17 protein-coding genes are annotated in these 22376 nt (G+C 69.1%); 9 read left to right on the forward strand and 8 right to left on the reverse strand.

All coding sequences use genetic code 11. The features are described from left to right. Positions 1 to 19 precede the first annotated feature (19 nt). Together L324_RS33140 and L324_RS44335 are read right to left on the reverse strand one after the other, a co-directional pair. Positions 20 to 3124, reverse strand: coding sequence for a sensor histidine kinase (locus L324_RS33140; RefSeq protein WP_037318856.1), 3105 nt, complete (start codon positions 3122 to 3124; stop codon positions 20 to 22). A 606-nt stretch (positions 3125 to 3730) separates the two neighbouring features. Next, positions 3731 to 3973 (reverse strand): hypothetical protein, encoded by a 243-nt coding sequence (locus L324_RS44335; protein WP_418189802.1) that lies wholly within the window; start codon positions 3971 to 3973, stop codon positions 3731 to 3733. Here L324_RS44335 and L324_RS33145 point away from each other — a divergent pair. Continuing rightward, positions 3963 to 4805, forward strand: coding sequence for an ABC transporter substrate-binding protein (locus tag L324_RS33145; RefSeq protein ID WP_418189801.1), 843 nt, complete (start codon positions 3963 to 3965; stop codon positions 4803 to 4805). The two genes, L324_RS44335 and L324_RS33145, sit on opposite strands and share 11 nt — an antisense overlap. Positions 4806 to 4917: 112 nt before the next feature. Here L324_RS33145 and L324_RS42585 read toward each other — a convergent pair whose 3' ends face one another. Then, positions 4918 to 5115, reverse strand: coding sequence for a hypothetical protein (locus tag L324_RS42585; protein ID WP_152547068.1), 198 nt, complete (start codon positions 5113 to 5115; stop codon positions 4918 to 4920). On the opposite strand from L324_RS42585, the gene L324_RS33150 reads away from it, so the two are divergent. Genes L324_RS33150 through L324_RS33165 form a run of 4 tightly spaced genes read left to right on the forward strand, consistent with a single transcriptional unit; the run spans position 5114 to position 8558 of the window. After that, a complete protein-coding gene (locus tag L324_RS33150) occupies positions 5114 to 6058 on the forward strand; it encodes an ABC transporter substrate-binding protein (protein ID WP_037318056.1) in 945 nt (314 codons plus the stop codon). The genes L324_RS42585 and L324_RS33150 overlap by 2 nt on opposite strands. An 8-nt stretch (positions 6059 to 6066) precedes the next feature. Beyond that, a complete protein-coding gene (locus L324_RS33155; RefSeq protein WP_037318058.1) occupies positions 6067 to 6837 on the forward strand; it encodes an ABC transporter permease in 771 nt (256 codons plus the stop codon). Further along, the gene (locus tag L324_RS33160; RefSeq protein WP_037318060.1) at positions 6834 to 7667 is read left to right on the forward strand and encodes an ABC transporter permease; all 834 of its coding nucleotides are present in this window, start codon (positions 6834 to 6836) and stop codon (positions 7665 to 7667) included. The genes L324_RS33155 and L324_RS33160 overlap by 4 nt, the downstream gene beginning before the upstream one ends. Before the next feature lie 24 nt (positions 7668 to 7691). Next, positions 7692 to 8558, forward strand: a complete 867-nt coding sequence (locus L324_RS33165; protein ID WP_037318062.1) for an ABC transporter ATP-binding protein — start codon at positions 7692 to 7694, stop codon at positions 8556 to 8558. A gap of 195 nt (positions 8559 to 8753) precedes the next feature. On the opposite strand, the gene mdlC is transcribed toward L324_RS33165, so the two are convergent. The 3 genes from mdlC to L324_RS33180 all read right to left on the reverse strand — a co-directional run bounded on the left by mdlC (position 8754) and on the right by L324_RS33180 (position 13839). After that, positions 8754 to 10337, reverse strand: a complete 1584-nt coding sequence (gene mdlC / locus L324_RS33170) for a benzoylformate decarboxylase (RefSeq protein ID WP_037318064.1) — start codon at positions 10335 to 10337, stop codon at positions 8754 to 8756. 105 nt (positions 10338 to 10442) lie between these two features. After that, positions 10443 to 11120: a copper homeostasis protein CutC gene (locus L324_RS33175; RefSeq protein ID WP_037318066.1), complete on the reverse strand. Its 678-nt coding sequence runs from the start codon at positions 11118 to 11120 to the stop codon at positions 10443 to 10445. Positions 11121 to 11136: 16 nt separating this feature from the next. After that, a complete protein-coding gene (locus L324_RS33180) occupies positions 11137 to 13839 on the reverse strand; it encodes a sensor histidine kinase (protein WP_173426429.1) in 2703 nt (900 codons plus the stop codon). Between the two features lie 200 nt (positions 13840 to 14039). On the opposite strand from L324_RS33180, the gene L324_RS33185 reads away from it, so the two are divergent. Beyond that, the gene (locus tag L324_RS33185; protein WP_235783732.1) at positions 14040 to 14987 is read left to right on the forward strand and encodes an ABC transporter substrate-binding protein; all 948 of its coding nucleotides are present in this window, start codon (positions 14040 to 14042) and stop codon (positions 14985 to 14987) included. Positions 14988 to 15102: 115 nt separating this feature from the next. On the opposite strand, the gene L324_RS33190 is transcribed toward L324_RS33185, so the two are convergent. Continuing rightward, positions 15103 to 15750 (reverse strand): LppU/SCO3897 family protein, encoded by a 648-nt coding sequence (locus L324_RS33190; protein ID WP_037318070.1) that lies wholly within the window; start codon positions 15748 to 15750, stop codon positions 15103 to 15105. Positions 15751 to 15834: 84 nt separating this feature from the next. Between L324_RS33190 and L324_RS33195 the strand changes: the two genes are divergently transcribed. The 3 genes from L324_RS33195 (at position 15835) to L324_RS33205 (ending at position 19383) form a co-directional block, all read left to right on the forward strand. Beyond that, entirely contained in the window at positions 15835 to 17481 is a 1647-nt protein-coding gene (locus L324_RS33195; protein WP_037318072.1) for a DNA repair helicase XPB, read from the forward strand. A gap of 212 nt (positions 17482 to 17693) precedes the next feature. Further along, a complete protein-coding gene (locus L324_RS33200) occupies positions 17694 to 18449 on the forward strand; it encodes a DUF4253 domain-containing protein (protein WP_037318860.1) in 756 nt (251 codons plus the stop codon). A gap of 118 nt (positions 18450 to 18567) precedes the next feature. Continuing rightward, entirely contained in the window at positions 18568 to 19383 is an 816-nt protein-coding gene (locus L324_RS33205; RefSeq protein ID WP_152547071.1) for a DUF72 domain-containing protein, read from the forward strand. A gap of 120 nt (positions 19384 to 19503) precedes the next feature. On the opposite strand, the gene L324_RS33210 is transcribed toward L324_RS33205, so the two are convergent. Beyond that, positions 19504 to 22323, reverse strand: coding sequence for an AfsR/SARP family transcriptional regulator (locus L324_RS33210; RefSeq protein WP_438938471.1), 2820 nt, complete (start codon positions 22321 to 22323; stop codon positions 19504 to 19506). Positions 22324 to 22376 lie beyond the last annotated feature (53 nt).

The following is a 22376-nucleotide window of genomic DNA, read 5'->3' on the forward strand; positions in this document are numbered from 1 at the left end:
GCACCCGCCCGTGTCACTTTCACTCCTTACTGCTGTCATCGGCAGGGGAACCCGCACCCCTGCCAGTCACCGGAACGCCGTTGTCATCCAGCGCATCGAGCGGGCGTTCCTTCAACGCGTGCCGTCCCGACGTGTAGCCCTTCTGGAAGCTTGCCATCCGGCTCCGAGCCGCCGTCGCCGAGCGGGCGATCGCACCCGTTCCCGGCATTCCGGAGGTCTTGTCGGCGAAGGAGTCTTCCTTCTTCGGCTCGTTCCCGCCGATCGAGCCCGGGACGAGGTACTGGTTCGGCACCCGTTTGGGCAGGCCCGCCGGGGTGATCTCTTCGTTCCGGTCTTCGTACAGGACCTGCGCCGCCTGCCAGCCGTCGTCCGACGCGCTCCGCCAGCCATTGTCCTGGAGCACCGTCTCCGGCGGAACACTCTGCGGGGTCCGAGTGGGCAACGCCTCGTCGGGGCTCTCCGCGGCGGGGTCTTCGACGTCGGTGGCGCCGTTGCGGGCCTGCTCGGGCACGTCCGACTCGGTGTCCTCCGCGTAGGAGGCACCCGAAGGCTCACCAGCCTCGTCGCCTTCACTGAACCAGCGCGAGAGCACCGACTGGTAGATCGGGAGGCGCCTGGTCGGGACGTCGTCGTCCAGCGCCGACTTGCCCGAATCCGCGGGCTCCTCGGGCTGCGACGGCGGTTCGACCGGGTTCACCGGCACGTACCTCGGCTCGCGCTTCGGCAGCACGAGCGACGCGAACTGGGTCTCCGTGCCGCTGGAGGCGCCGTCGCCGTTCGCCGGCGAGATGTCCTCGGCCGTCGGCCACGCCGGCGTCTCCTCGGCGGGGGCCGCCGGGCTGAGGAACGGCCCGGCCGCGTTCTTGCCCGCGACCAGGTCGTCGAGGCTGATCGGCTGGTCGAGCGGGACGAGCCCGCCCTGCTGCGCGACCGGCTGGTGGGACGGCGGCTTCGACGGCGGCGGCGGGGTCATCTCCAGACCGCGGTCGGACGCCGGGATGCTGGGCAGCGAGGTCGACATCTCGGACATCGACGGCATCGACGTCTCCGAGCGGTTCGACGGCGGCGGGGTGTTCCGCGAGCCGGGCCGCATCTGCGTGAGCAGCTCGGCGGGCACGACGACCCGCGCGATCACGCCGCCTTCGATGTCCTCGTTCTCGCGGAGCCGGACCTCGATGCCGTGGCGGCGCGCCAGGCGCGCGACCACGTACAGGCCCATCCGCCGGGTCACCGAGACGTCCAGGTCCGGCGGGTCGGCCAGTCGCTGGTTGACCTCGGCGAGCCGGTCCTCGGTCATGCCGACACCGTGGTCGGTGACCTGGATGGCGAGCGCCTTCTTGCGGGTGATCACCGCCCGGACGGTCACCTTCGTCTCCGGCTCGGAGAAGTAGGTGGCGTTGTCCAGCAGTTCCGCGAGCACGTGCACGAGGTCGTGGATCGTCAGGCCCTGGACGGCGACGTCGGGGACGATCCCGATCTCGATCCGGGCGTACTGCTCGATCTCCGAGACCGCGGCGCCGATGACGTCGGCGGCGGGCACCGGCTTGGGCACCGACTTCGCGAGACCGGCGCCCGAGAGCACCAGCAGGCTCTCACCGTTGCGGCGCAGCCGCGTGGCGAGGTGGTCGAGTTCGAACAGGCTGGCCAAGTGGTCCGGGTCCTGCTCGTCGGCCTCGAGCCGGTCGATCACGCCGAGCTGGCGTTCCACCAGCCGCTGCGACCGGCGGGACAGGTTCACGAAGATGCCGTTGACGTTCTCGCGCAGGAGGGCCTGCTCGGCGGCCATCTTGACGGCCTGTGCGTGGACGACGTCGAACGAACGCGCGACTTCACCGATCTCGTCACGCGAGGTGACCGGAACCGGTTCGACCGAGCGCTTCGAGGCGTTGACCGGATCCGGGTCGTCGAGGATCGCCTGCACGGTTTCCGGCAGTCGTGTGTAGGCGACGTCGAGCGCGGTCTTCCGCAGGATCCGCAGCGGGCGCAGCATCAGGCGGGCGATGACGAGCATCAGGGCGAGCGCCGCGAGCAGGGCCAGCAGCACGACCGCGCCGCCGATCCAGGCCGAGTTGATCGCCGAGGTGGCCAGGTCGTCGGCCTGTGCCCGCAGCTGGCCGAGCAGGTTGGTCTCGACCGCGCGCAGTTTGTCGAGCGCGACGCGGCTGTCGTTGCCGAGCGCGACGTTGTCGATGGCGGGCGGCTGGTTCTGCTGGTGCAGGGAGAACGCCATCGTGGTGATCCGGCGGCGGTCGTCGACCTCGGGACCGGAGAAGGTGTCCGAGTACAGCTGCCGCTGTTCGGGGCTGGCGTTCGCGAGGAAGGCCGCGGTCGAGGCGTCGCCACTGGCCACCGCCGAACGGGCCTGGTCGAACAGGTCGCCGGGGAACGAGGAGCGGAAGGAGGCGATCAGCAGCGCCGCGTCACCGCGGGCGATGTACTCCTTGCTCTCACTGATCGCCTGCACCGTGGTGCCGAGCCGGAGCACGTCGCGGTTGGTGACCGCGGTGGTCACCTCGCGGCCGAGCTGGACCAGCGAGTCGAGGATGCCGGAGTAGGCGATGAGGACCGGGGTGTCGCCCAGCAGCGAGGTGTTCATCGCGCCGCGCAGCGGGCGCAGGGCGTCGAGCCGCTGCAGACCACGCGAGTAGCGGTCCCTCGTGTCCTGATCGTCCGGGTTGATCTGGTTCGCCGAAGCCCGCAGGTCGTCGACGGCGCGGTCGACCTTGGCGATCTGCGCGTCGAGACCGGCCTGGCGCGACGGTTCGTCGGCGGCGATCTTGGCGACGGCGAGCGCGCGTTCGCTCTGCAGCTCGTGCACCACGAGGGTGATCTTGTCGGCGAACGCGACCTGATCGGCCGTGTCCTGGAACCGGGCGGCCTCGCTGCTGTCGTCGATCACGCGCAGCGTGCCGAGCGCGAGCGCGGTCAGCGTCGGAATGATCAGGACGGCCGCGAGCTTGGATCGCAGACGCCAGTTACGCAGGCCCAGGAACGACCCGGACTTCCCGCCAGGACCGTCTCCGGTATCCCGCGCAGGGGCCCCTCCCACCCCCGCGGTGTCTTCGTTCGGCACCGCCGCACCACCATCATCTTCATCCGGGCCGGGAAAGCCCATTTTGGACATGCCGTTCTCGAACTGGCCGTTCTGCTGTCTGCGTCGATTGTCGGAGACCACTACCCGCACACTCCTGCCGCGTGGCAGGGATGTTCGTGACGCGCGGGGTCACTCCTCCGGATGAGGGGGTCGTCTTCGACGCAGTCTCTCAGGTGCACTTTGCCGAATTCCCGCCTGGCTTCATTGGTCTGTTCGGCCTAACCCGCCAGTGCGTGGACACGCACCAGTGAAGCACGGACGTGTTCAGCTTGTTCGACACAGAGTGCCTTGCACCTCGGGAAAGGTCCAGAGCGTTCGGCCATCCAAGGCACTCTCTTTCACTACATCAGTGGTCCACACCTCACTACCGGTGCATGAGGGTAGCGAACGGGAGGGCCAGATGTAACCCTTCGGTCAAGACGTACAAGAAGACCCCGGACGGCCCTTGACCCGTGGGCACTCAGTTGTCAACAAGTCCCCAGCATGAACACGCCGAGTTGTGTTCACTTCTGACAAACAACCTGTTCGGGTGATCGTTACCACTTGGGATCATGGGATGACCACCCATTGTGAGCGCTGTGTCCGTTCTCTACAGTGGGCCCGTGGCTCGACAAAGAGTCACTTCCGAATTCCACATCAGGCCACGTCATCACGTGTCCCTCCCTTGATCAGGAGCACCCCTTTGCTTGGCTCTGCAAGCTCGAAGAAGGCCTTGAGCGTCAGCCTCGGTCGGCGTGGAGCCCTCGCATTCGCGATGGCGGCCGTCGTTTCGGTATCGGTCAGCGGCTGTGGCCTCCTCGGCGGCGACGATTCGTCCTCCTCCGGCGGCTCCGGGAACCTCGAGAAGTCGAAGATCAAGGTCGCCGTGATGTCGACCATCGACCTCGCCCCGCTCCGGCTCGCACAGGACGGCGGCTACTTCAAGAACGAGGGCCTCGACGTCGAGGCCATCGAAGCCGCGACCGGCCAGGTCTCGCTGACCAAGCTGATCGGCGGCGAGGTCGACGTGGCCTACGCGAGCTACACACCGTTCTTCATCGCGGCGAGCAAGGGCACCGCCGACATCAAGCTGGTCGCGGACGCCTCCTCCGCGGGCCCGAAGAGCACCATGCTGGTCACGCTGCCGACGTCCTCGGTGAAGAGCGTCAGCGACCTGGCAGGCAAGAAGATCGGCATCACCGCGCCGAACACCGTGTCCGACACGCTGTCCAAGTCGGTCATGAAGGACCACGGCGTCGACGCCAGCAAGGTCCAGTGGGTGCCGGTCCCGCTGCCGAACATCGGGAACGCGCTCAAGAACGGCGACATCGACGCCGGCTTCCTGACCGAGCCGTTCATCACGCAGACCGCGAAGCAGGCGGGCACCGTCCCGGTCGTGGACACCGCCACCGGCGCCACCCAGGACTTCCCCACCGCCGGCTACGGCGCGCTCGGCAAGTTCGTCTCCGAGAACCCGAAGACCGTGGCCGCCTTCCAGCGCGCCATGCAGAAGGCGACCCGCGACGCCGCCGACCGCTCCAAGATCGAGCCGCTGCTGGTCAAGTACGCCAAGATCGACCAGGACACCGCCGCGCTGACCACACTGCTGACCTTCCAGTCCACCCTGGACCCCCGCCGCATCCAGCGGGTCCCGGACCTGCTCCTGCAGATGGGCGCCATCCAGAGCAAGATCGACGTCGGCCCGATGATCGCGCCGCAGACCACCAGCTGATGACACGCGGTTACTCCGAATTACCGTTCAACCCGCAATTTGATTACTAAAAGTAGCGGTGTCCAAGCGGGTGATCAGGTGATCGGGCGAATGGCCTAAAATGATCACCCGCTCACGACACCCATTGTGAGCGGGTGGGCAAATCTCTAAGGTGACCGCGTGCCTGGCGGAATGAAGCCACGACACTGATGAAATTCCCCAAACGGTGATTCATTGTTTCCGAGGAGTTGGCTTTGTTTCGAAACGCCATGAGCAGAAGCGGCTCGCCTAGCGGACGGGGTGCCATCAGCATCGCCTTGAGCGCGCTCATGCTGGCCACATTGGGCGCCTGTGGCGCACTCGGGGGCGATGAAGCGCCCAAGGCGTCCGGTGGTGACGGCGCTCTGGAGAAGCCGAAGATCAAGGTGGCCCTGCTGCCCGTCGTCGACCTCGCCCCGCTGCGGCTGGCGCAGGAAGGCGGCTACTTCAAGGCCGAGGGCCTCGAGGTCGAAGCGGTCGACGCGCCCAGCGGCCAGGCGTCGATGACCAAGATGATCGGTGGCGAGGTCGACATCGCCTTCTCCACCTACATGCCCTTCTTCATCGCGAAGAGCAAGGGCGCGGCCGACATCCGGCTCGTCGCGGACGCCGTGTCGGCCAGCCCGAAGAGCAACGCGGTGGTCACCACGCCCAACTCGTCGGTCAAGACGATCAACGACCTCGCGGGCAAGAAGATCGCGATCACCGACAAGAACACCGCCTCCCACCTGCTCACCGTCTCGGTGATGAAGGACCACGGTGTCGACACCAGCAAGGTCCAGTGGGTGCCGATGGCACTGCCGAACATCGCCAACGCGCTCGGTTCGGGCCAGGTCGACGCGGGCTACCTGCCCGAGCCGTTCCTGACCCAGGCCTCCAAGATCGTCGGCGCGACCCCGGTCGTCGACATCGCGACCGGCGCCACCCAGGACTTCCCCCTGGCGGGCTTCGGCGCTCTCGGCTCCTTCGTGGACAAGAACCCCAAGACGCTGGCCGCGTTCCAGCGTGCGCTGACCAAGGCCGTGCGTGATTCGGCCGACCGTTCCAAGATCGAACCGCTGATCGTCAAGTACGCCAAGGTCGACGCCGAAACCGCGTCGCTGCTCACGCTGCCGACGTTCGGGTCCACCCTGGACGCCCGTCGCCTGCAGCGTGTCCCGGACCTGCTGCTGCAGACCGGGGTGCTGACGGCCAAGCTCGACGCCGCCCCGATGCTCGCCCCTCAAGCTGGATAAAGGTCAAGGTGCCACGATTTCTCCGTGCCCTGGCCGGTCTGGCCGGTTTCTTCCTCATCTGGGAAGTCATCGTCCAGGCCGGCCTGGTCCGTAAAGAGTTCCTCCCCCCGCCGTCCGTCGTGCTGGTGACGATCGTCGAGCAGTTCGGCGAGGTGCAGTTCATCCGGGACCTGATCGCCACGTTCCTCGCGTGGGCGATCGCCCTGGTCATCTCGGTCGCCATCGCCGTACCCGCCGGACTGCTGCTGGGCAGCATCCCCGGCCTGCGGACGGCGACCGCGGTGATCATCGAGTTCCTGCGGCCGATCCCCGCGGTCGCGCTGATCCCGCTGGTGCTCCTGCTCATCGGCGGTGGCCCCGAAGCGAAGATCACGCTGGCCGTGTACGCGTCGTTGTGGCCCATCATGTTCAACACGATCTACGCGCTCGGCGAGATCGACCCCGTCCTGCTGGAAACGGCGAAGGCCTGTGGCACCGGGAAGTTCCGGACGATGACGTCGGTGGCGCTGCCGCATACCGCGCCGTTCGTGTTCACCGGGGTCCGGCTGTCCGCCAACATCGCGCTGATCGCGGTGGTCAGCACCGAATTCCTGGCCGGCGCCAAACTCGGCATCGGCAACTTCATCATGCAGGCCAGTACCGGCTCGACCAGGTTCGACCTCGTGCTCGCCGGGACCGTGGTGGTCGGCGTGCTCGGCTTCCTCATCAACGGGGGGCTGGAGATGATCGGCAGGCGGGCCTTCCGCTGGAGCACCGTCGACCGGGAGGCGGTCTCGTGACGACCCTCACGCTCTCCAGCCGCGTCGGCAGGCGCGTGGGCCGGGGCATCGGCCTCCTGGTCCGCAACTGGCTGTTGTTCTTCGCCCTGGTCGGGATCTGGGAGCTGTCGACCCGGCTCGCCGAGAGCCCGTTCTTCCCGCCGCCGACCGAAATCGTGGCCACCTCGGTGAAGCTGTGGTTCAGCGGCCCGGCGTCGCAGCTGTTCCTGACCGACACCGTGTTCGACAACGTCCTGCCGAGCCTGGGCCGGACGCTCGGCGGCTGGCTGCTCGCGGGCGCCGTCGGTGTCGCGCTGGGTGTCGCGTTAGGACGGTCCAAGACCGGGATGGACTACGTCGGCCCGCTTTTCGCGTTCTTCCGCTCGGTGCCGCCGCCCGCGCTGATCCCGGTGTTCATCGTCCTCTTCGGACTGGGGCCGGGCATGCAGACCGGGTCGATCATCTTCGGCGCGATCTGGCCGGTGCTGCTCAACACCGTGGACGGGGTCCGGTCGGTGGACCAGGTGAAGATCGACACCGCGAGGTCGTTCCGGACGCCGCGGTCGTACTGGGTGCGCTCGATCGTGCTGCCCGCGGCCGGGCCGAAGATCTTCGCGGGCCTTCGGCTGAGCCTGTCCATTTCCCTGCTGCTGATGGTGATCTCGGAGCTGGTCGGCTCCTACAACGGCATCGGCCGGTCCTTGATGGACGCCCAGCAGGCGTTCGACTTCCCGCTCATGTGGTCGTGGCTGGTCCTGCTGGGCCTGCTCGGCTTCGGGTTCAACGCGGCCTTCCTCGCGGTGGAGCAGAGAGTGCTTCGCTGGCAACCCACCCGCAACGGCCGTATCTAGTCTTTCTTTCGAAGGGTCAGCAAGATGTCAACCATGCTCGAGGTCTCCGGGCTGAACCACCGGTACGGCGCGGGAGAAAAGGCGCACGTCGCGGTCAACGACCTGTCGTTCACCGTGGAAGCGGGACAGCTCGCGAGCATCGTCGGCCCGTCGGGCTGCGGCAAGTCGACACTCCTGCGCTGTATCGCCGGGCTGATCAAGCCGACGTCCGGCCGCGTCAGCCTGCACGGCGACGACGTCTCCGGCGTGCCGGAGGATCTGGCCGTCGTGTTCCAGGACTACAGCCGCTCGCTGTTCCCGTGGCTCTCCGTGGCGAAGAACGTCGAGTTCCCCTTGCGGTGGCGTAACTTGAGCCGCTCCGAGCGCCGTACGCGGGCGCAGGAGGCACTGGAGTCGGTCGGCCTGGCCGGTGTCGGCTCGAAGTTCCCGTGGCAGCTCTCGGGCGGTATGCAGCAGCGTGTGTCGATCGCGCGGGCGTTGGCCAGCAAGCCGGCTCTGCTGCTGATGGACGAGCCGTTCGCGTCCGTCGACGCGCAGACGCGGTTCGAACTCGAAGACCTGACCCGCCGCGTCCAGCGCGAGAACGGGAGCACGGTTCTCGTGGTCACGCACGACATCGACGAGAGCGTCTACCTGTCGGACCGGGTGCTGGTGCTGTCCAAGTCGCCCGCGACGATCGTCGCGGATCTGCCGGTGGGGCTGCCCGCGGAGCGGAACCAGATCACCACCCGCGAGTCCGCGGAGTTCGTGACGCTGCGCGGTGAGGTGGCGCGGCTGCTGCACGGTGGTGCCCCGGAAGCCGTCACCGCGGCTTCGGACGCGGCCGAGTACGAACTCGCGCAGCAGGACGCGGCCGCCGACGCCGCCACGAAGGCCCACACCAAGAGCTGAAGGGGACTTTCCCCGCATCAGTGATGGGGTAAGTCAAGGGAGGTGGGTCCGGCTCTGCCGCGAGCCGGTGTCTCCAATGTGGCATTGGAGACGTTCAGTGTCCCCAATGCCACATTGGAGACACCGGCCGACACGCGAGGTCCTCACCAGCGCGCTTTCCCCGCATCGCATGCGGGGAAAGCGCCCTTCAGCTCCTCAGTAGAGCGTGCGCGGGTTCGCGTCGATGCGGACGTGCACCAGATGCGGGCGGGCGTCCGGCAGCGCGGCCTCCAGCGTCGGCTTGAGGTCCTCCGCCTTCTCGACGACCGACGTGTTCAGGCCAAGGCTCTTGGCCAGCGCGGGGAAATCGATACCGCCGAGGTCGACACCCGGCACCTTCTCCCCACCGGCCGCCTCGCCGAGGATCCGCACGGCGGCGTACTGCGCGTTGTCGAAGATCACGAACGTCACCGGCAGGTTGTGCTGCGCCGCCGTCCACAGTGCCTGGACGCAGTACATGCTCGACCCGTCGCCGAGGATCGCGACGACCTTGCGGTCCGGGCGGGCCAGCGCGGCGCCGACGGCGGCCGGGAGCCCGTAGCCCAGGGTGCCGCTGGCGACGGTGAGGAAACCCGAGTCGGTCGACTTGATCGGCAGGTGATCGTGCAGTTCGTTGCGGTGGCTCGGCGTCTCCTCGACGACGATCGCGTTGTCCGGCAGGACTTCCGAGATCACGGCGTAGGCGAAGTCCGGCGTGATCGGCGTGACCGCGGCGGGCTTTTCCAGCCGGGTACGGGATTTCGGCGCTTCCCGCGGCGCGGCCTTGTCGATCAGCGCGCGGATCGCGAGCTTCGGCGTCGCCCGGATCCCGGTGCCCACCTCGGCCCTGGCCAGTACCTGCTCGTCGGCGTTGAGCAGGAACAGCGGCGGCAACGAGGTCTCCGACTCGCCCCGGTACACGTGGTAGATGAACGCCGGGGCACCGATGACGACCACGAGGTCGTGCTCGATCAGCGCGCTCGCGAGCGCTTTCCGTTCCGGCTGCAGGAAACCGAAGAACTGCGGGTGGTTCTCGGGGAAGGAGCAGCGGGCGGCCATCGGCGACGCCCAGACGCCCGCGCCCACCTTCTCGGCCAGTTCGACGACGTCCGGCACGGCGCCCTCGTCGTCGACGGCCGCGCCGACCACGATCGCCGGACGTTCGGCGGCGTCCAAGGCGGACACCAGTTCGTCCAAAGCGGACGGATCGGGCGCGAAACCCCGGATCCGCGGCCGGGAGACGATCGGTTTAGTGGTCTCGACGTCCCAGTCGTCCACCGGCACCGAGACGAACACCGGGCCCATGGGCGCCTGCGTCGCGATGTGATACGCCCGCGCCAGCGCGGCGGGCACGTCCTCGGCCCTGGCCGGTTCGCAGCTCCACTTCACGTACGGCTTGGGGAAGTTCGCCGCCTCGACCGCGCCGAGGAAGGGGTCGTCCGGCAGCAGCGACCTGGTCTGCTGTCCGGCGAGGACGATCAGCGGGGCATTGTTGCGGTAGGCGGTGAAGACATGCCCGAGCGCGTGGCCGACCCCGCCCGCCGAGTGCAGGTTCACCAGTACCGGACGCCGCGCCGCACGCGCGTAACCGTCGGCCATGGCGACGACGGACGCCTCGTGCAGCGCGAGCACGTAGGTGAAGTCGTCGGGCCATTCCGTGAGGAAGGCGATCTCGGTCGTGCCGGGATTGCCGAAGATCGTGGTCAGGCCCAGTTCGCGCAGCAGTTCCCTGGTCGCGTCACGTACGGTGCGGGTAGCCATGCCCACACGCTAGCCGGTCGGCTCCCGATAGTTGAAGATGCAACCTCGAATCACCGTATGTGGTCTGGACCTGACCGCCCGCGCACGGCCCAGTCCTCGAACGACTCAGTCCTTGACCAGCGCCGTCCACTCGCGAACGGCGGCGACGTCCACATCGGACTCCCAGCCTGCCGGCCGGACCGCGCTGCCGACGTGGAACGCGCGCACCCCGCCCGCCCGCAGCAGATGCACCTGCTGGGCCCGCAGACCGCCGCCGACGAGCAGCTGGGGCCCGTCCGACCGGCGGGCGAGCCGTTGCAGAACCGAAAGGCCGTGCGCGACCCCGTGCGGATGCCCGGCCGCGAGCACCGTGTCGCAGCCGAGCGCGATCAGCTGGTCGTAGGCACGCAACGGATCCCGCGCTCGGTCGATGGCGCGGTGGAAGGTCCACGGCAGCCCGTCGAGCTCCTTGGCCAGCGTCTCGCAGGCGTCGACGTCGATCTCGCTTTCCCCGTCCAGGAAACCGAAGACGAACTCACGTGCGCCAGCGTCGATCAGCCGCGCGGTGTCCGCGCGCAGGCCGTCGAGGTCGGCGGCGGCGAAGGACAGGTTGTCGCGCAGCATGACGCGCACCGGGAGATCGGTGGCCGCGAGCACTTCGCGCAGGGTCCCGACCGACGGCGAGAGCCCGTCACTGGCCATGTCGCTGACCAGTTCGAGGCGATCGGCCCCGCCCTCCTGCGCGCGCTCCGCGTCCGCCGCGGTCAGCGCGATCACTTCCAGCAGGGCGGGTTTCGCACTCATGGACCTTCCAATTCGCTCAAGCCGAAGGGTTGTCTTCACCCCGGGCATGGCGACCGCGCCGGAACCCGCCTTGGAGGCTGGTCATCCGTTCGCGGACCGCTTCGGGGGAAAGTGAGAGTATCGGCCTCTCCCCTCGCGGCTTTTCCGGCCTGTCGTCCTGCGACCGCGCCTCGGGAACGACGGCGGGCAAGACCGGCCAGGTCTCCTCCGCCCCGTCCTCCTGTTCCAGCTCGGCGGACGTCGGCCAAGCGGGTTCGGGCTCGGGTTCCGGTGTGGGCTCCGGCGCCTTTTCCTTCGCCTCCACCGGCTTCAGCGTCGGTTCGGTCGGCTCGTCCGGATCCACGGTGGGTTCTTCGCCCGCGTCGGCTTCCCCAGGCGCCTTGACCGGCTCGAACGACGGAACGGACGGCGGGCCGGGCTCGGCGGGCGAGGGCCCTTCGCGGGGGCCACCGTGGTCGAACCACTGCGAAAGCACGCTCTGGTACTTGGGCATCCGCTCGGTCGGCGAGTCCAGTTCGAGGTGGTTGCCCGCGTCGTCGTCCGCCGACGGCCATTCGGGCTGCGTCTCGCGTTCGACGACGGGCGCGCGCCGCGGCGGTCCGGGATCCAGCACTGGCGCGAACCGCGACTCCTCCGCGCTCTCCTCGGGTTCGGGCAGCGGCGGGACTTCCAGCGGCGGTTCGGGTTCCGGCTCGGGCGCGGCGGTGACGGGCGGAGGTTCCGGCAGCGGGGCGGGCTGTGGCGCGTCGACGATGAGCGCGGACGGAACGACGACCACCGCGGTGATCCCGCCCCCGTCGGCGGAGCGCAGGCGGACGTCGATGCGGTGCCGGACGGCCAGTGTCGCGACCACGAACAGGCCCATCCGCCGGGAGACCTCGACGTCGACGTCCGGCGGATTCGCCAGCCGTGTGTTGGTCCGGTCGATCTCCGCCTGCGGCATCCCGGCGCCGTGGTCGGTGATCTCGATCTGCCATTCGCCACGTTCGGTCGTATGGCCCTCGACCTGCACCATCGTGCTCTGGTCCGAGTAACGGGTCGCGTTCTCCAGCAACTCGGAGACCACGTGCACGAGGTCGTTGACGGCCTCGCCCCGCACCGCGATCCGCGGCGCCGCACCGAGTTCGATGCGCTGGTAGTGCTCGACCTCCGACAGCGCGGCGCCGATGATCTCGTCGGCGACGACGGCGCCGACGTCCTCACGGACGACGTCGGTTCCGGAGAGCACCAGCAGGTTCTCGCTGTTGCGGCGCATCCGCGTCGCGAGGTGGTCGAGTTCGAAGAGCCCGGCGAGCGTGTCGGGATCCTGTTCGTCGGCCTCCATCCGGTCCAGCACGGACAGCTGCCGCTCGACGAGATCCTGGCTCCGCTGCGACAGGTTCACGAACATCGCGTTGATGTTCTCCCGCAACATGGCCTGTTCCCCGGCGAGCCGGACGGCCTCGCCGTGCACCGCGTCGAACGCCCGCGCCACCTGGCCGAGTTCCTCGCGGCTGAACACCGGGACAGGCGCGACGGCCAGCCGCCGTCGCAGATTCTCCGGCTGTGGTTCGGGATCGCTGAGCAGACCTTCGACGGCCGCGGGCAGCTGATGTTCGGCGACCTGCAACGCGCTGCGGCGCAGGATCCGCAACGGCCGCAACAGCGAACGCGCGATGATCACCGAGAGCACACCGGCGATCACCAGTACCGCGAGCACGATGCCGCCGTCCCAGATCGCGGACGTTCTCGCTTGTGCCGCAAGGGTGTCCGTGCGTTCCTGCAACTGGACGAGGAGCGCCTGCTGCACCTGATGGGCCAGATTGACCGTGTACGTGGCGGAGGTGTCCCACTGGTTCGGGTCCAGTCCGCCGAGTCCCTGGTCGTTCTCGGCGCGGATGAGCGCCGATTCCACCATGTCGTTGCCGATGTCGACGATCAGGCCGATCACCGTGTCGTCGTACATCCGTTGCTGTTCGGGGGTCGCGAAGGTGCGGTAGTCGTTGCGGGCGGCGGCGAGTTCGGCCTCGGCTCCCAGCAGCGCGCGGGTCCTGTCCCGGTTGAGACCGCCCTGGGCGAGCGCGGCGGCCATGATCGCGCGCTTGACCGACATCTGGTCCTTGATCCGCGCGAGCGCGTTTCCGGCGAGGCGGAGCTTCCCGAGGTCCGGATCGGAGACGTCGGCGGCGGCGGAATCGCTGATGTCGAGCAGACCGGAGATCAGTTCACTGTAGGAGCGCAGGACCGCGTCGGCGGGAAAAGCGGAGTGTTCCGCGGAAAACCGCAGCCCGGTGAGGACGCGCAGCCTGTCACTGGTGAGCTGCAGGCTGGTCGCGGCCTTGCCGTCGAGCCTGCTCTTGCTTTCGCCGAGGGTGCGTTCGAACAAGCCGATGGCCTCGTCGACCCGCTTGCGCTGCTCGGTCAGTTCGGAGACGTCACCCTTGCGATCGCCCGCGACGAACCGGACGGTGAGGTCGCGTTCGCGCTGCAGCTGGTGCACCGCTTCGGCGACGGTGCTGTCCACCCGGCCGCGGGTGGCGAATTCGGCCAGCTGCTGGGCATCCCGCAGATCCGAGTTGACCCGGAGCCCGACGAGGGCGACCACCGCGAGCGCGGGGATCAGCAGCACCACGAAGAGTTTGGTACGCAGGTGCCAGTTGCGCAGCCGCCAGCGTCCTCCGACGCGCGGATGCCGTTCCGCCGCGTCGCCCCCACGGGGACGCTTGTCGCGACGGGCCACCTGGTTTCCTTTTCCCACCACGGGACCCTTTCCCATGGCTGACATCGGGGACGAGAGCCCGAACCTACTGTAGAGTAACAAGGTTCGAGAACGATCGAAAGCCGCGCCATCCGGCGTCTCCCGCACGCGATCGTATGGGGCACGGACCATACGATCCAGAAGGAGGAGCACATTCTCTCGGTAGGTGAGCGGTGGCGATGATGCGCGTCTTGGCGATTCCGCTGGTAGCGGCCCTGCTGGCGACTGCCGGTTGCGGAGTGTTTTCCGATGGTGACCCGGATTCCGGCGCCCCGCTCGAACGGACCGAGCTGCGGATCGGCGTCGGAAGCCCCATCGACACGGCGCCGTTGCGGGTCGCCGTCGCGGACGGGCGGTTCACCGCGGCCGGTCTTTCCGTGACCCTCGTCGACGCCCCCGCCGACCAGGCGATCGCCAAACTTTCGGCGGGCGAGATCGACATCGCGTTCGCCGGCGACGTCACGATCTTCCGCGCCGCCGCGGCCGGGACGGCGCTGCAGTTGCAGGGCGAGGCCTACACCGCCGGGCGCAACACCATGGCGCTCGTCACACTCCCGGGCTCCGACTACACCGAGCCGACGGTCAAGAAGTCGCCGAAGATCGCGGTGAACATGCTCGACGACGTCGGCGTGCTCGCGGCCCGTTCGGTACTCGGGACGGCGGGGGTCGACGTGTCCAGGATCCAGTTCAAGCAGCACGCGTTCGACCGGATGCCGCAGGCGTTGCAGGGCGGCGAGGTCGACGCCGCGTGGATGGTCGAGCCGTACATCACGAGGGCCGAGAAGGAACTCGGGGCGAGCATCCTCGCCGACGGCGCCCGCGGCGCGACACTGGACTTCCCGATGTCGTCCTACGTTTCGACCGGCGCCTTCGGCCAGGCCAACGCCCGCACGCTCGCCGTCTTCCGGAAGGTGCTCGGCGAGGCGCAGGTGCGGGCCGCCGACCCGGCCGTCGTCCGCGACGCGCTGCCGACGTTCTCCGACATCGACCGGACCACGGCGTCGCTGATCTCGCTCGGGACGTACCCGGTGTCGCTCAACGGCATCCGGCTGCAGCGCGTCGCCGACCTGATGCACAACTCGGGCATGCTCGGCGCCCGGCTCGACGTCCAGTCGATGGTGCCGCGCTGAGCCGCCAGCCTGCTCGTGAGTGGTAACGAGGGTTCTAACCCTCATTACCACTCACGACCTCGCTCAGCAGGTGCCGCGCCAGCCGGTCCCGCCAACACCCTCGACGGACAGGCCGCTAGATGTTCTCCCCCGTCGGCCGCAGGCACACGGTGCGCTCGGGCGGCCCGGTGTAGTGCAGGGCGGTGTCTTCCGACGAGCACACGCTCTCCGACGATCCCCGCATCACGAGCACCCGCGCCTCCGCGGTGATATCGGTGCAGCGGACCTTCGCGATCCGCGTCTCGTGCACGACGTCGCGCAGGCAGTCCCCGGTCTCGACGTTCAGTGCGAGGCAGAGCGTCTTCTGAGCCCTCCGGGAGGCGGAATCGCTGTACAGCTCGAACTGGACGTAGTCCGCGCCGCGGCACTCGGCCGAGCCGGTGCGGACCTCGTCGACGCGGAAGGTCGCGCGGCTCGACGTGCAACTCGCGGTCGTGTAGCTCTGGGAGCCGCCCGCCTCGTCGGTCAGGTACAGGCATTTGCCCGCCTCCACCGAGGTGAACCGGCCCGTCTGCGTGATCCCCCAGGCCGCCAGGCTCCCCAGGCCCAGCGCGGCGACGACGCCGACGACGATGGCCACCCTGGCCGGCACGCTCAGCGGCCTCGGCTTCGGGAACGGTGTCGGCGGTCCCGCCTCCGGCATCGAGGGCAGCGTCGACGGCGGTGGCGCGGGCGGGTTGAACGGGTCGTACTCGGGCGTCCCGCCGGTCGGTGTAGTCGTCAAGGTCCCCTCCAGTCACCTTTCGCACATCCTTCCACCAGCGGTGCCGCGACGGGAGCCGGTGTGGCCGGAACGTATAAAGGGGAGGTGACCGATGGCCCGCTGATCGTCCAGTCCGACAAGACCGTGCTCCTCGAGGTCGACAACAGCCAGGCCGACGACGCGCGGATCGCCATCGCGCCGTTCGCCGAACTGGAACGCGCGCCCGAGCACGTCCACACCTACCGGATCACGCCGCTGGCGTTGTGGAACGCCCGTGCGGCCGGCCACGACGCCGAACAGGTCGTCGACGCGCTGACGACGTACTCGCGGTTCCCCGTCCCCCAGCCGCTGCTCATCGACATCGTGGACACGATGGGCCGGTTCGGGCGGCTGCAGATCGCCAACCATCCGGCGCACGGCCTGGTGATGTCGACCATCGATCGCGCGGTGCTGGAGGAGATCCTCCGGCACAAGAAGATCAGCCCGATGCTGGGCGCGCGGATCGACGAGGACACCGTCATCGTGCATCCGTCCGAACGCGGACGGCTCAAGCAGGCGCTGCTGAAGGTCGGCTGGCCCGCCGAGGACCTCGCCGGGTACGTCGACGGCGAAGCGCACCCGATCGAACTCGCCGAGGTCGACTGGGAGCTGCGCGACTACCAGCGCAAGGCCGCCGAGGCGTTCTGGGCGGGCGGGTCCGGCGTCGTGGTGCTGCCCTGTGGCGCGGGCAAGACGCTGGTCGGCGCGGCGGCGATGGCGCACGCGAAGGCGACGACGCTGATCCTCGTGACGAACACCGTCGCCGGACGGCAGTGGAAGCGGGAACTGGTCGCGCGGACCTCGCTGACCGAGGAGGAGATCGGCGAGTACTCCGGTGAGAAGAAGGAGATCCGGCCGGTCACCATCGCGACGTACCAGGTGGTCACGCGCAAGACCAAGGGCGAGTACAAGCATCTGGACCTGTTCGACTCGCGCGACTGGGGCCTGGTGGTCTACGACGAGGTCCACCTGCTGCCCGCGCCGGTCTTCCGGATGACCGCGGACCTGCAGTCGCGGCGGCGGCTGGGCCTGACCGCGACCCTGGTGCGCGAGGACGGGCGCGAGGGCGACGTGTTCTCCCTGATCGGACCGAAGCGGTACGACGTCCCCTGGCGCGACATCGAGGCGCAGGGCTGGATCGCACCGGCGGAATGCACCGAGGTGCGGGTGACCCTGACCGACGCCGAGAGGCTCGCGTACGCGACGGCCGAGGCCGAGGAGCGGTACAAACTGGCGGCGACGGCGGACACCAAGACCAAGGTGATCAAAACGCTGGTCGACCGGCATCCCGGCGAGCCGACCCTGGTCATCGGGGCCTACCTCGACCAGCTGGAGATGATCGGCGACGAACTCGACGCGCCGGTGATCCAGGGCGCGACGCGGAACAAGGAACGCGAGGAACTGTTCGACGCGTTCCGGCGCGGCGAGATCAGGACGCTGGTCGTGTCGAAGGTCGCCAACTTCTCGATCGACCTGCCGGAGGCCTCGGTGGCGATCCAGATCTCCGGGACGTTCGGTTCGCGGCAGGAGGAGGCGCAGCGGCTCGGACGGCTGCTGCGGCCGAAGGGCGACGGACGACAGGCGCATTTCTACTCGGTGGTCTCGCGGGACACCGTCGACACGGAGTACGCGGCACACCGGCAACGCTTCCTGGCCGAACAGGGCTACGCGTACCGGATCGTGGACGCTGACGACCTGCTGCGCCCCCTGTGACACGTCGCCTTTAGCGGGCTGAACGCGATCCCCGCGCGGGCGGCCAACTCATCCAGAGGACGAAATGCGGAGGGCGGTCCGGGTGGCTCGCGTTTAGCGGGCTAAACGCGAGCCGGAGGGGCGGGGTCCCGCGAACGGGGTATCGAAAACTGTCGGTGCTTCGAACTAGTGTTCGGGTAGAGTTGACCGAACACCAGTTCGAGGGGAAGCCGATGACGATCGCACCGTTCCGCCCAGGCACGCCGCCCGTCCAGACCCTGCCGCCCGGCCGATGGCACGGCCGGATCTGGGTCTCGGACCTGCCTTTGACCAGGCCGGAGCGCTACACCGGCTGCGTCGCCGAGTTCGACCGGTCCGGCTTGTGGCCGGTGCTGATCCCGCACGACCAGCGCTTCGCGGCCAACGGCGAGGACTGGATCGACGACCGCGGCAGGCTCGCCCCCGCCGACCACCGGATCTCCTCGGTGGATCCGGCCGAGGTGCTGGCCCGCTGGTGGGACACGTCGTGCTGCGACGGCGCCTGCCTGCGCCCGTTCGGCGCGAGGTTCCCCGGCCTCGCGCGCCGCCCCTCGCGCCGCGCGGATCCGCTGGCCGAGGCGGGCAACACCGGGTCGATCCTGGCCGCGCGCGGACCGCACCGGCTCGCGCTGGTGCAGACAGAGCGGCCGGCCGACATCCCGGCGATCCTGGGCTGGACAGGCATGATCAAGGCGACCGACCAGGTCCACGAGCTGTCCGCGGTCCTGCGCAGCTGGGAAGACCGCTTCGGCGCGACACTCACGGTGCTGGGCTTCGACTCGATGGAGCTGTCGGTGGCCGCGCCGCCGCGCACCCAGGGCCGCGCGCTCACGGTCGCCGCCGAGCATCGCTCGTTCTGCCTGCCCGAATTCGCCGGTCAGCCGGGCAATCTGCGCGAGTTCGCCGCCAGTCTCGTCCAAACCCGCCGTTGGCGGTTCTCGTGGGCCTAGAGCGTGTCTCTCGAACTGAGGTTGGCTGGTCGGGTGAGGACGCGCGCTTTGAGAAACACGGCCTGAGCGGGCGTTTGCGCCGGACGGAGAGGGGGAATCAGAGCAGCGCGGAAAGGCGGTGATCGACGTCGCCGAGATCAGGATCGGCACTTCGGGCTGGCGCTACCCACCCTGGCGCGGGGACTTCTACCCCCGCGGCCTGGTGCAGCGGCGCGAGCTGGAGTACCTCTCCGGCCAGATGAACTCGGCCGAGATCAACGGCTCGTTCTACTCGCTGCAGCGCCCCGAGCGGTACCGCGCGTGGGCCGAGCAGACCCCGGACGACTTCGTCTTCGCCGTGAAGGGCGGCCGCTTCATCACGCATATGAAGCAGCTGCGCGACGTCGAGACGCCGCTGGCGAACTTCTTCGCCTCCGGAGTGCTGGCGCTCGGCCGGAAACTGGGGCCGTTCCTCTGGCAGCTGCCGCCGCGGCTGGCGTTCGACGCCGAGCGGGTCGAGGCGTTTTTCAAACTGTTGCCGCGCACCAGCCACGCCGCCGCGAAGCTCGCGAAGGAGCACGACGACAAACTCAAGGGCGAGGCGCACACCGATCCGAAGCCGCGCCGGAAGCTTCGGCACGCCGTCGAAGTACGGCATCCGAGTTTCGCCGAGCCCGAAAGCCTGGAGCTGTTCCGCGAGCACGGCATCGCGCTCGTGGTGGCCGACACCGCCGGGAAGTTCCCGTTCGTCGACGAGATGACGAGCGACGAATTCGCCTACGTCCGCCTGCACGGTGACGAGGAGCTGTACGTCAGCGGATACAGCGACAAGGCCCTCGAACGATGGGCCCGCAAGATCAAAGGCTGGGATCGCGACACGTACGTCTACTTCGACAACGACGTCAAGGTCGAGGCCCCGAAGAACGCGATCACCCTCGCGAAACTCCTGGCGTGAGCCGCGCACGCTGCACAGTCAGCGCGCAGTGAGCGGTGTCCTGTTAAGTGACGCATGAGGTCACGGGCGTACTCGCGTGCTGCGACTGGGGGTCGGCACGCCGGGCGCCCGTGCCTCACCTCAGTGCCTGACCTCGCCGCCGACGAGTGCGGCCAGCTTCGTCCGGACGTCCTCGGCGTCCGGATGCGAAAGCTCGGTCAACACCCGCACCGACCGCAGCCAGCACTCCCGCGCCGACGAGGGATCACCGAGCCGCAGATGGATCGCACCGAGCTGGGCCAGCACGTCGGCCGCCTCGTACAGCTCGCCGTGGGCGAAGAACATCTCCACGGCTCGCCGCATGCAGGCGACGCCCTCGTCGTTGCGGCCGAGCCCGACGAGCGCGATGCCCTTGGTGTGGAAGGTGAACCGGGCTTCGTCGGGCAAGGCGTGCGCCCGCAGGGCCAGGGCCTGGTCGGCGAGGTCGAGTGCCTGCCCGTACCGCCCGTCGCCGGCGCAGATGTCGCCGAGCGCCTGCAGCGCGTCGGCCTCCATCCCGGAGCCGACGTTGTGCTCCCGGATGAACCGCAGGGCCTGGGTCCCGTACTCCCACGCGATCCGGCCGCCTTCGGCGTTCCGGCTGGCCAGCGTGAGGTTGTACAGACCGCGTGCCTCACCCTCGCGATCGCCGACCAGCCGCTGCAGTTCGACCACCTGTTTCAGGTAGGCGACGCTGTCCTCGTACTGGCGTGCCACCCCGCAGGCGACGCCGAGCCCGCTCAGCATCGCGGCCTCACCGGGCCGGTCCCCCGCGTCCCGGGCGGCGCGCAGGGCGACGTCGAACACCGAACGCCAGTCCTCCAGCCGTGCCCGCACGATGAAGAACGACTGGAGCAGCCAGGCGAGCTGCCAGCACTCCTGGTGCCGTTGTTCGCGGTACGCGACGTTCACGGCCGCGATGAGGTTGCCGCACTCCTCGTCGAACCAGTCCAGCGCCTGGTCGTAGTGGCCGAATCTCAGCCCCGCGCCCGCGAACCGTTCGGGCTCGATGAGCCGGTAGTGCCGCTCCGGGCGCAGCAGCCGCGACGCGTTCAGCGCCGAAGCCAGCGAAGCGTGCAGCCATCTGTCCAGGACCTCCGCCCGGACGCCGGGCCCGTCCACCTTCGCCGAGAGTTCCGCCGCGTACGCGCGGATCAGGTCATGGAACTGGTACCGGCCGGGGCGGGATCGCGCGATCAGATGCGCCGAGGCCAGCTTCGAAAGATCCGTATGCGCTTCCGCGAAGTCGACCCCGGCCACCGCCGCGGCCGTGGGAACGCTGAAGTCGCCGCCGGTCGGCAGGCCGAGCAGGCGCAGCATCCGCGCGGCACGCTCGTCGAGGGCCCGGTACGAGTACGAGAAGACGGCGCGGATGTTCGTTTCGTCGCCGTCGGCGAGGTCGAACGAACCCAGCCTGTCCTGTTCGGTCTCCAGCAGCCGGACGAAGTCCCGCACGCTGAGGTCCGGGAACTGCGCGGCCCGCACCGCGAGGATTCGGATCGCCAGCGGCAGCCCGCCGCAGTACCGGACGAACCGCTCGGTGGCGTCGGGATCCTCGGCCACCCGCTCCGGCCCGATCGTCGAGGCGACGAGGGCGATCGCGTCCTCGTCCGGCAGCTCCTCCAGCGCGACGCGGCGCGCGCCGTGGGTCGCCACGAGCGCCTGCAACTGCCAGCGGCTGGTCACCAGCACCAGACAGCCCGGCCCGGGCAGCAACGGCCGGATCTGCTCGGTACTCGCGGCGTTGTCCAGCAGGATCAGCATCCGGCGGCCGGCGCTGTAGGTGCGCCAGGTCGCCGCGCGGCCGTCGACGTCCGCCGGGATCCGGTCGGCCGGGACGCCGACGGACGCGAGCATGGTTTCGAGCGCGGTGGCGGGCTCCACCGGATCGCCGGGACCGTATCCGCGCAGGTTGAGGTACACCTGCCCGCCGTGGAACTGCTCGCCGACCTCGTGCGCGAAATGGACGGCGAGCGTCGTCTTGCCGATGCCGCCCATTCCCTCGATCGACGCGATGGGCGTGGATCTCCCGGTGTCCAGCGCCTCCGGGACGAGTTCGTGCAGTGCCTTGAGGTCGCGCTGGCGCCCCGAGAAGACCCGGAGATCAGTCGGGAGCTGGCGTGGGATCAGCGGTTCGGCGCCGAGCCGGTACCGCGTCAGCTCGGAGTCCAATGTGGTCTCGGCGGAGTCCTCGCCGGTCAAGATCGCCTGGTGCGCGCGCTGCAGCGACGCGCCGGGGTCCAGGCCGAGCTCCTCGGCCAGCACCGCGCCGATCCGGCGGTAGACGTTCAGGGCCTCGGCCTGCCTGCCGGAGCGGTACAGCGCGATCATCAGCTGTTCGTGCAGGCGTTCCCGCAGCGGGTTTTCGCGGCACAACCTGGTCAGCTCGGGAACGACGGTGGCGTGGTCGCCGAGGGAGAGGAGCGCGTCCGCCCACTGCTCGCGGACGCGAAGGCGCTCCTCGCCCAGCTGGTCGGCTTCGTCCCGAAGCAGCGCTTCGGAATGGACGTTCTGGAGGGCCGGGCCGCGCCATTCGGACAACGCGGCCGCGAACCTGTCCGCGGCCAGCCGCGGGTCGCCGCCCCTGGCGGCCTCGGCCCCCGCCGCGGCCAAGGCTCGGAACCGGGCGAGGTCGAGCAGGTTCTCGTCGAGTTCGAGCAGGTAGCCGCCGCGTTCGGTGCGGATGGTGACCTCGTCGCCGAGCGCGCGGCGGACCCGCAGGATGTAGGTCTGCAGGGCGCCCTTGGACCGCCGCCGGTCGTCCGGCCACAGCCAGCGGCCCAGCTCCTCGACCGGCACCACACTGTTCGCGCGCAGCAAAAGGCCGGCCAGCACGATGAGCGGCCTGCTGCCGCCCAGGGGCACCGGCAACCCGTCCGCCGTGACCTCGGTGGGCCCCAGCACGCGAAAGTCGAGCGCCACGCCGCTCATTCTGGCCGGGATCGGGCGAAACGGCACGCGCCGGGTGCGGTGGC

It is taken from the genome of Amycolatopsis orientalis DSM 40040 = KCTC 9412 (assembly GCF_000478275.1).
Lineage (GTDB): Bacteria > Actinomycetota > Actinomycetes > Mycobacteriales > Pseudonocardiaceae > Amycolatopsis > Amycolatopsis orientalis.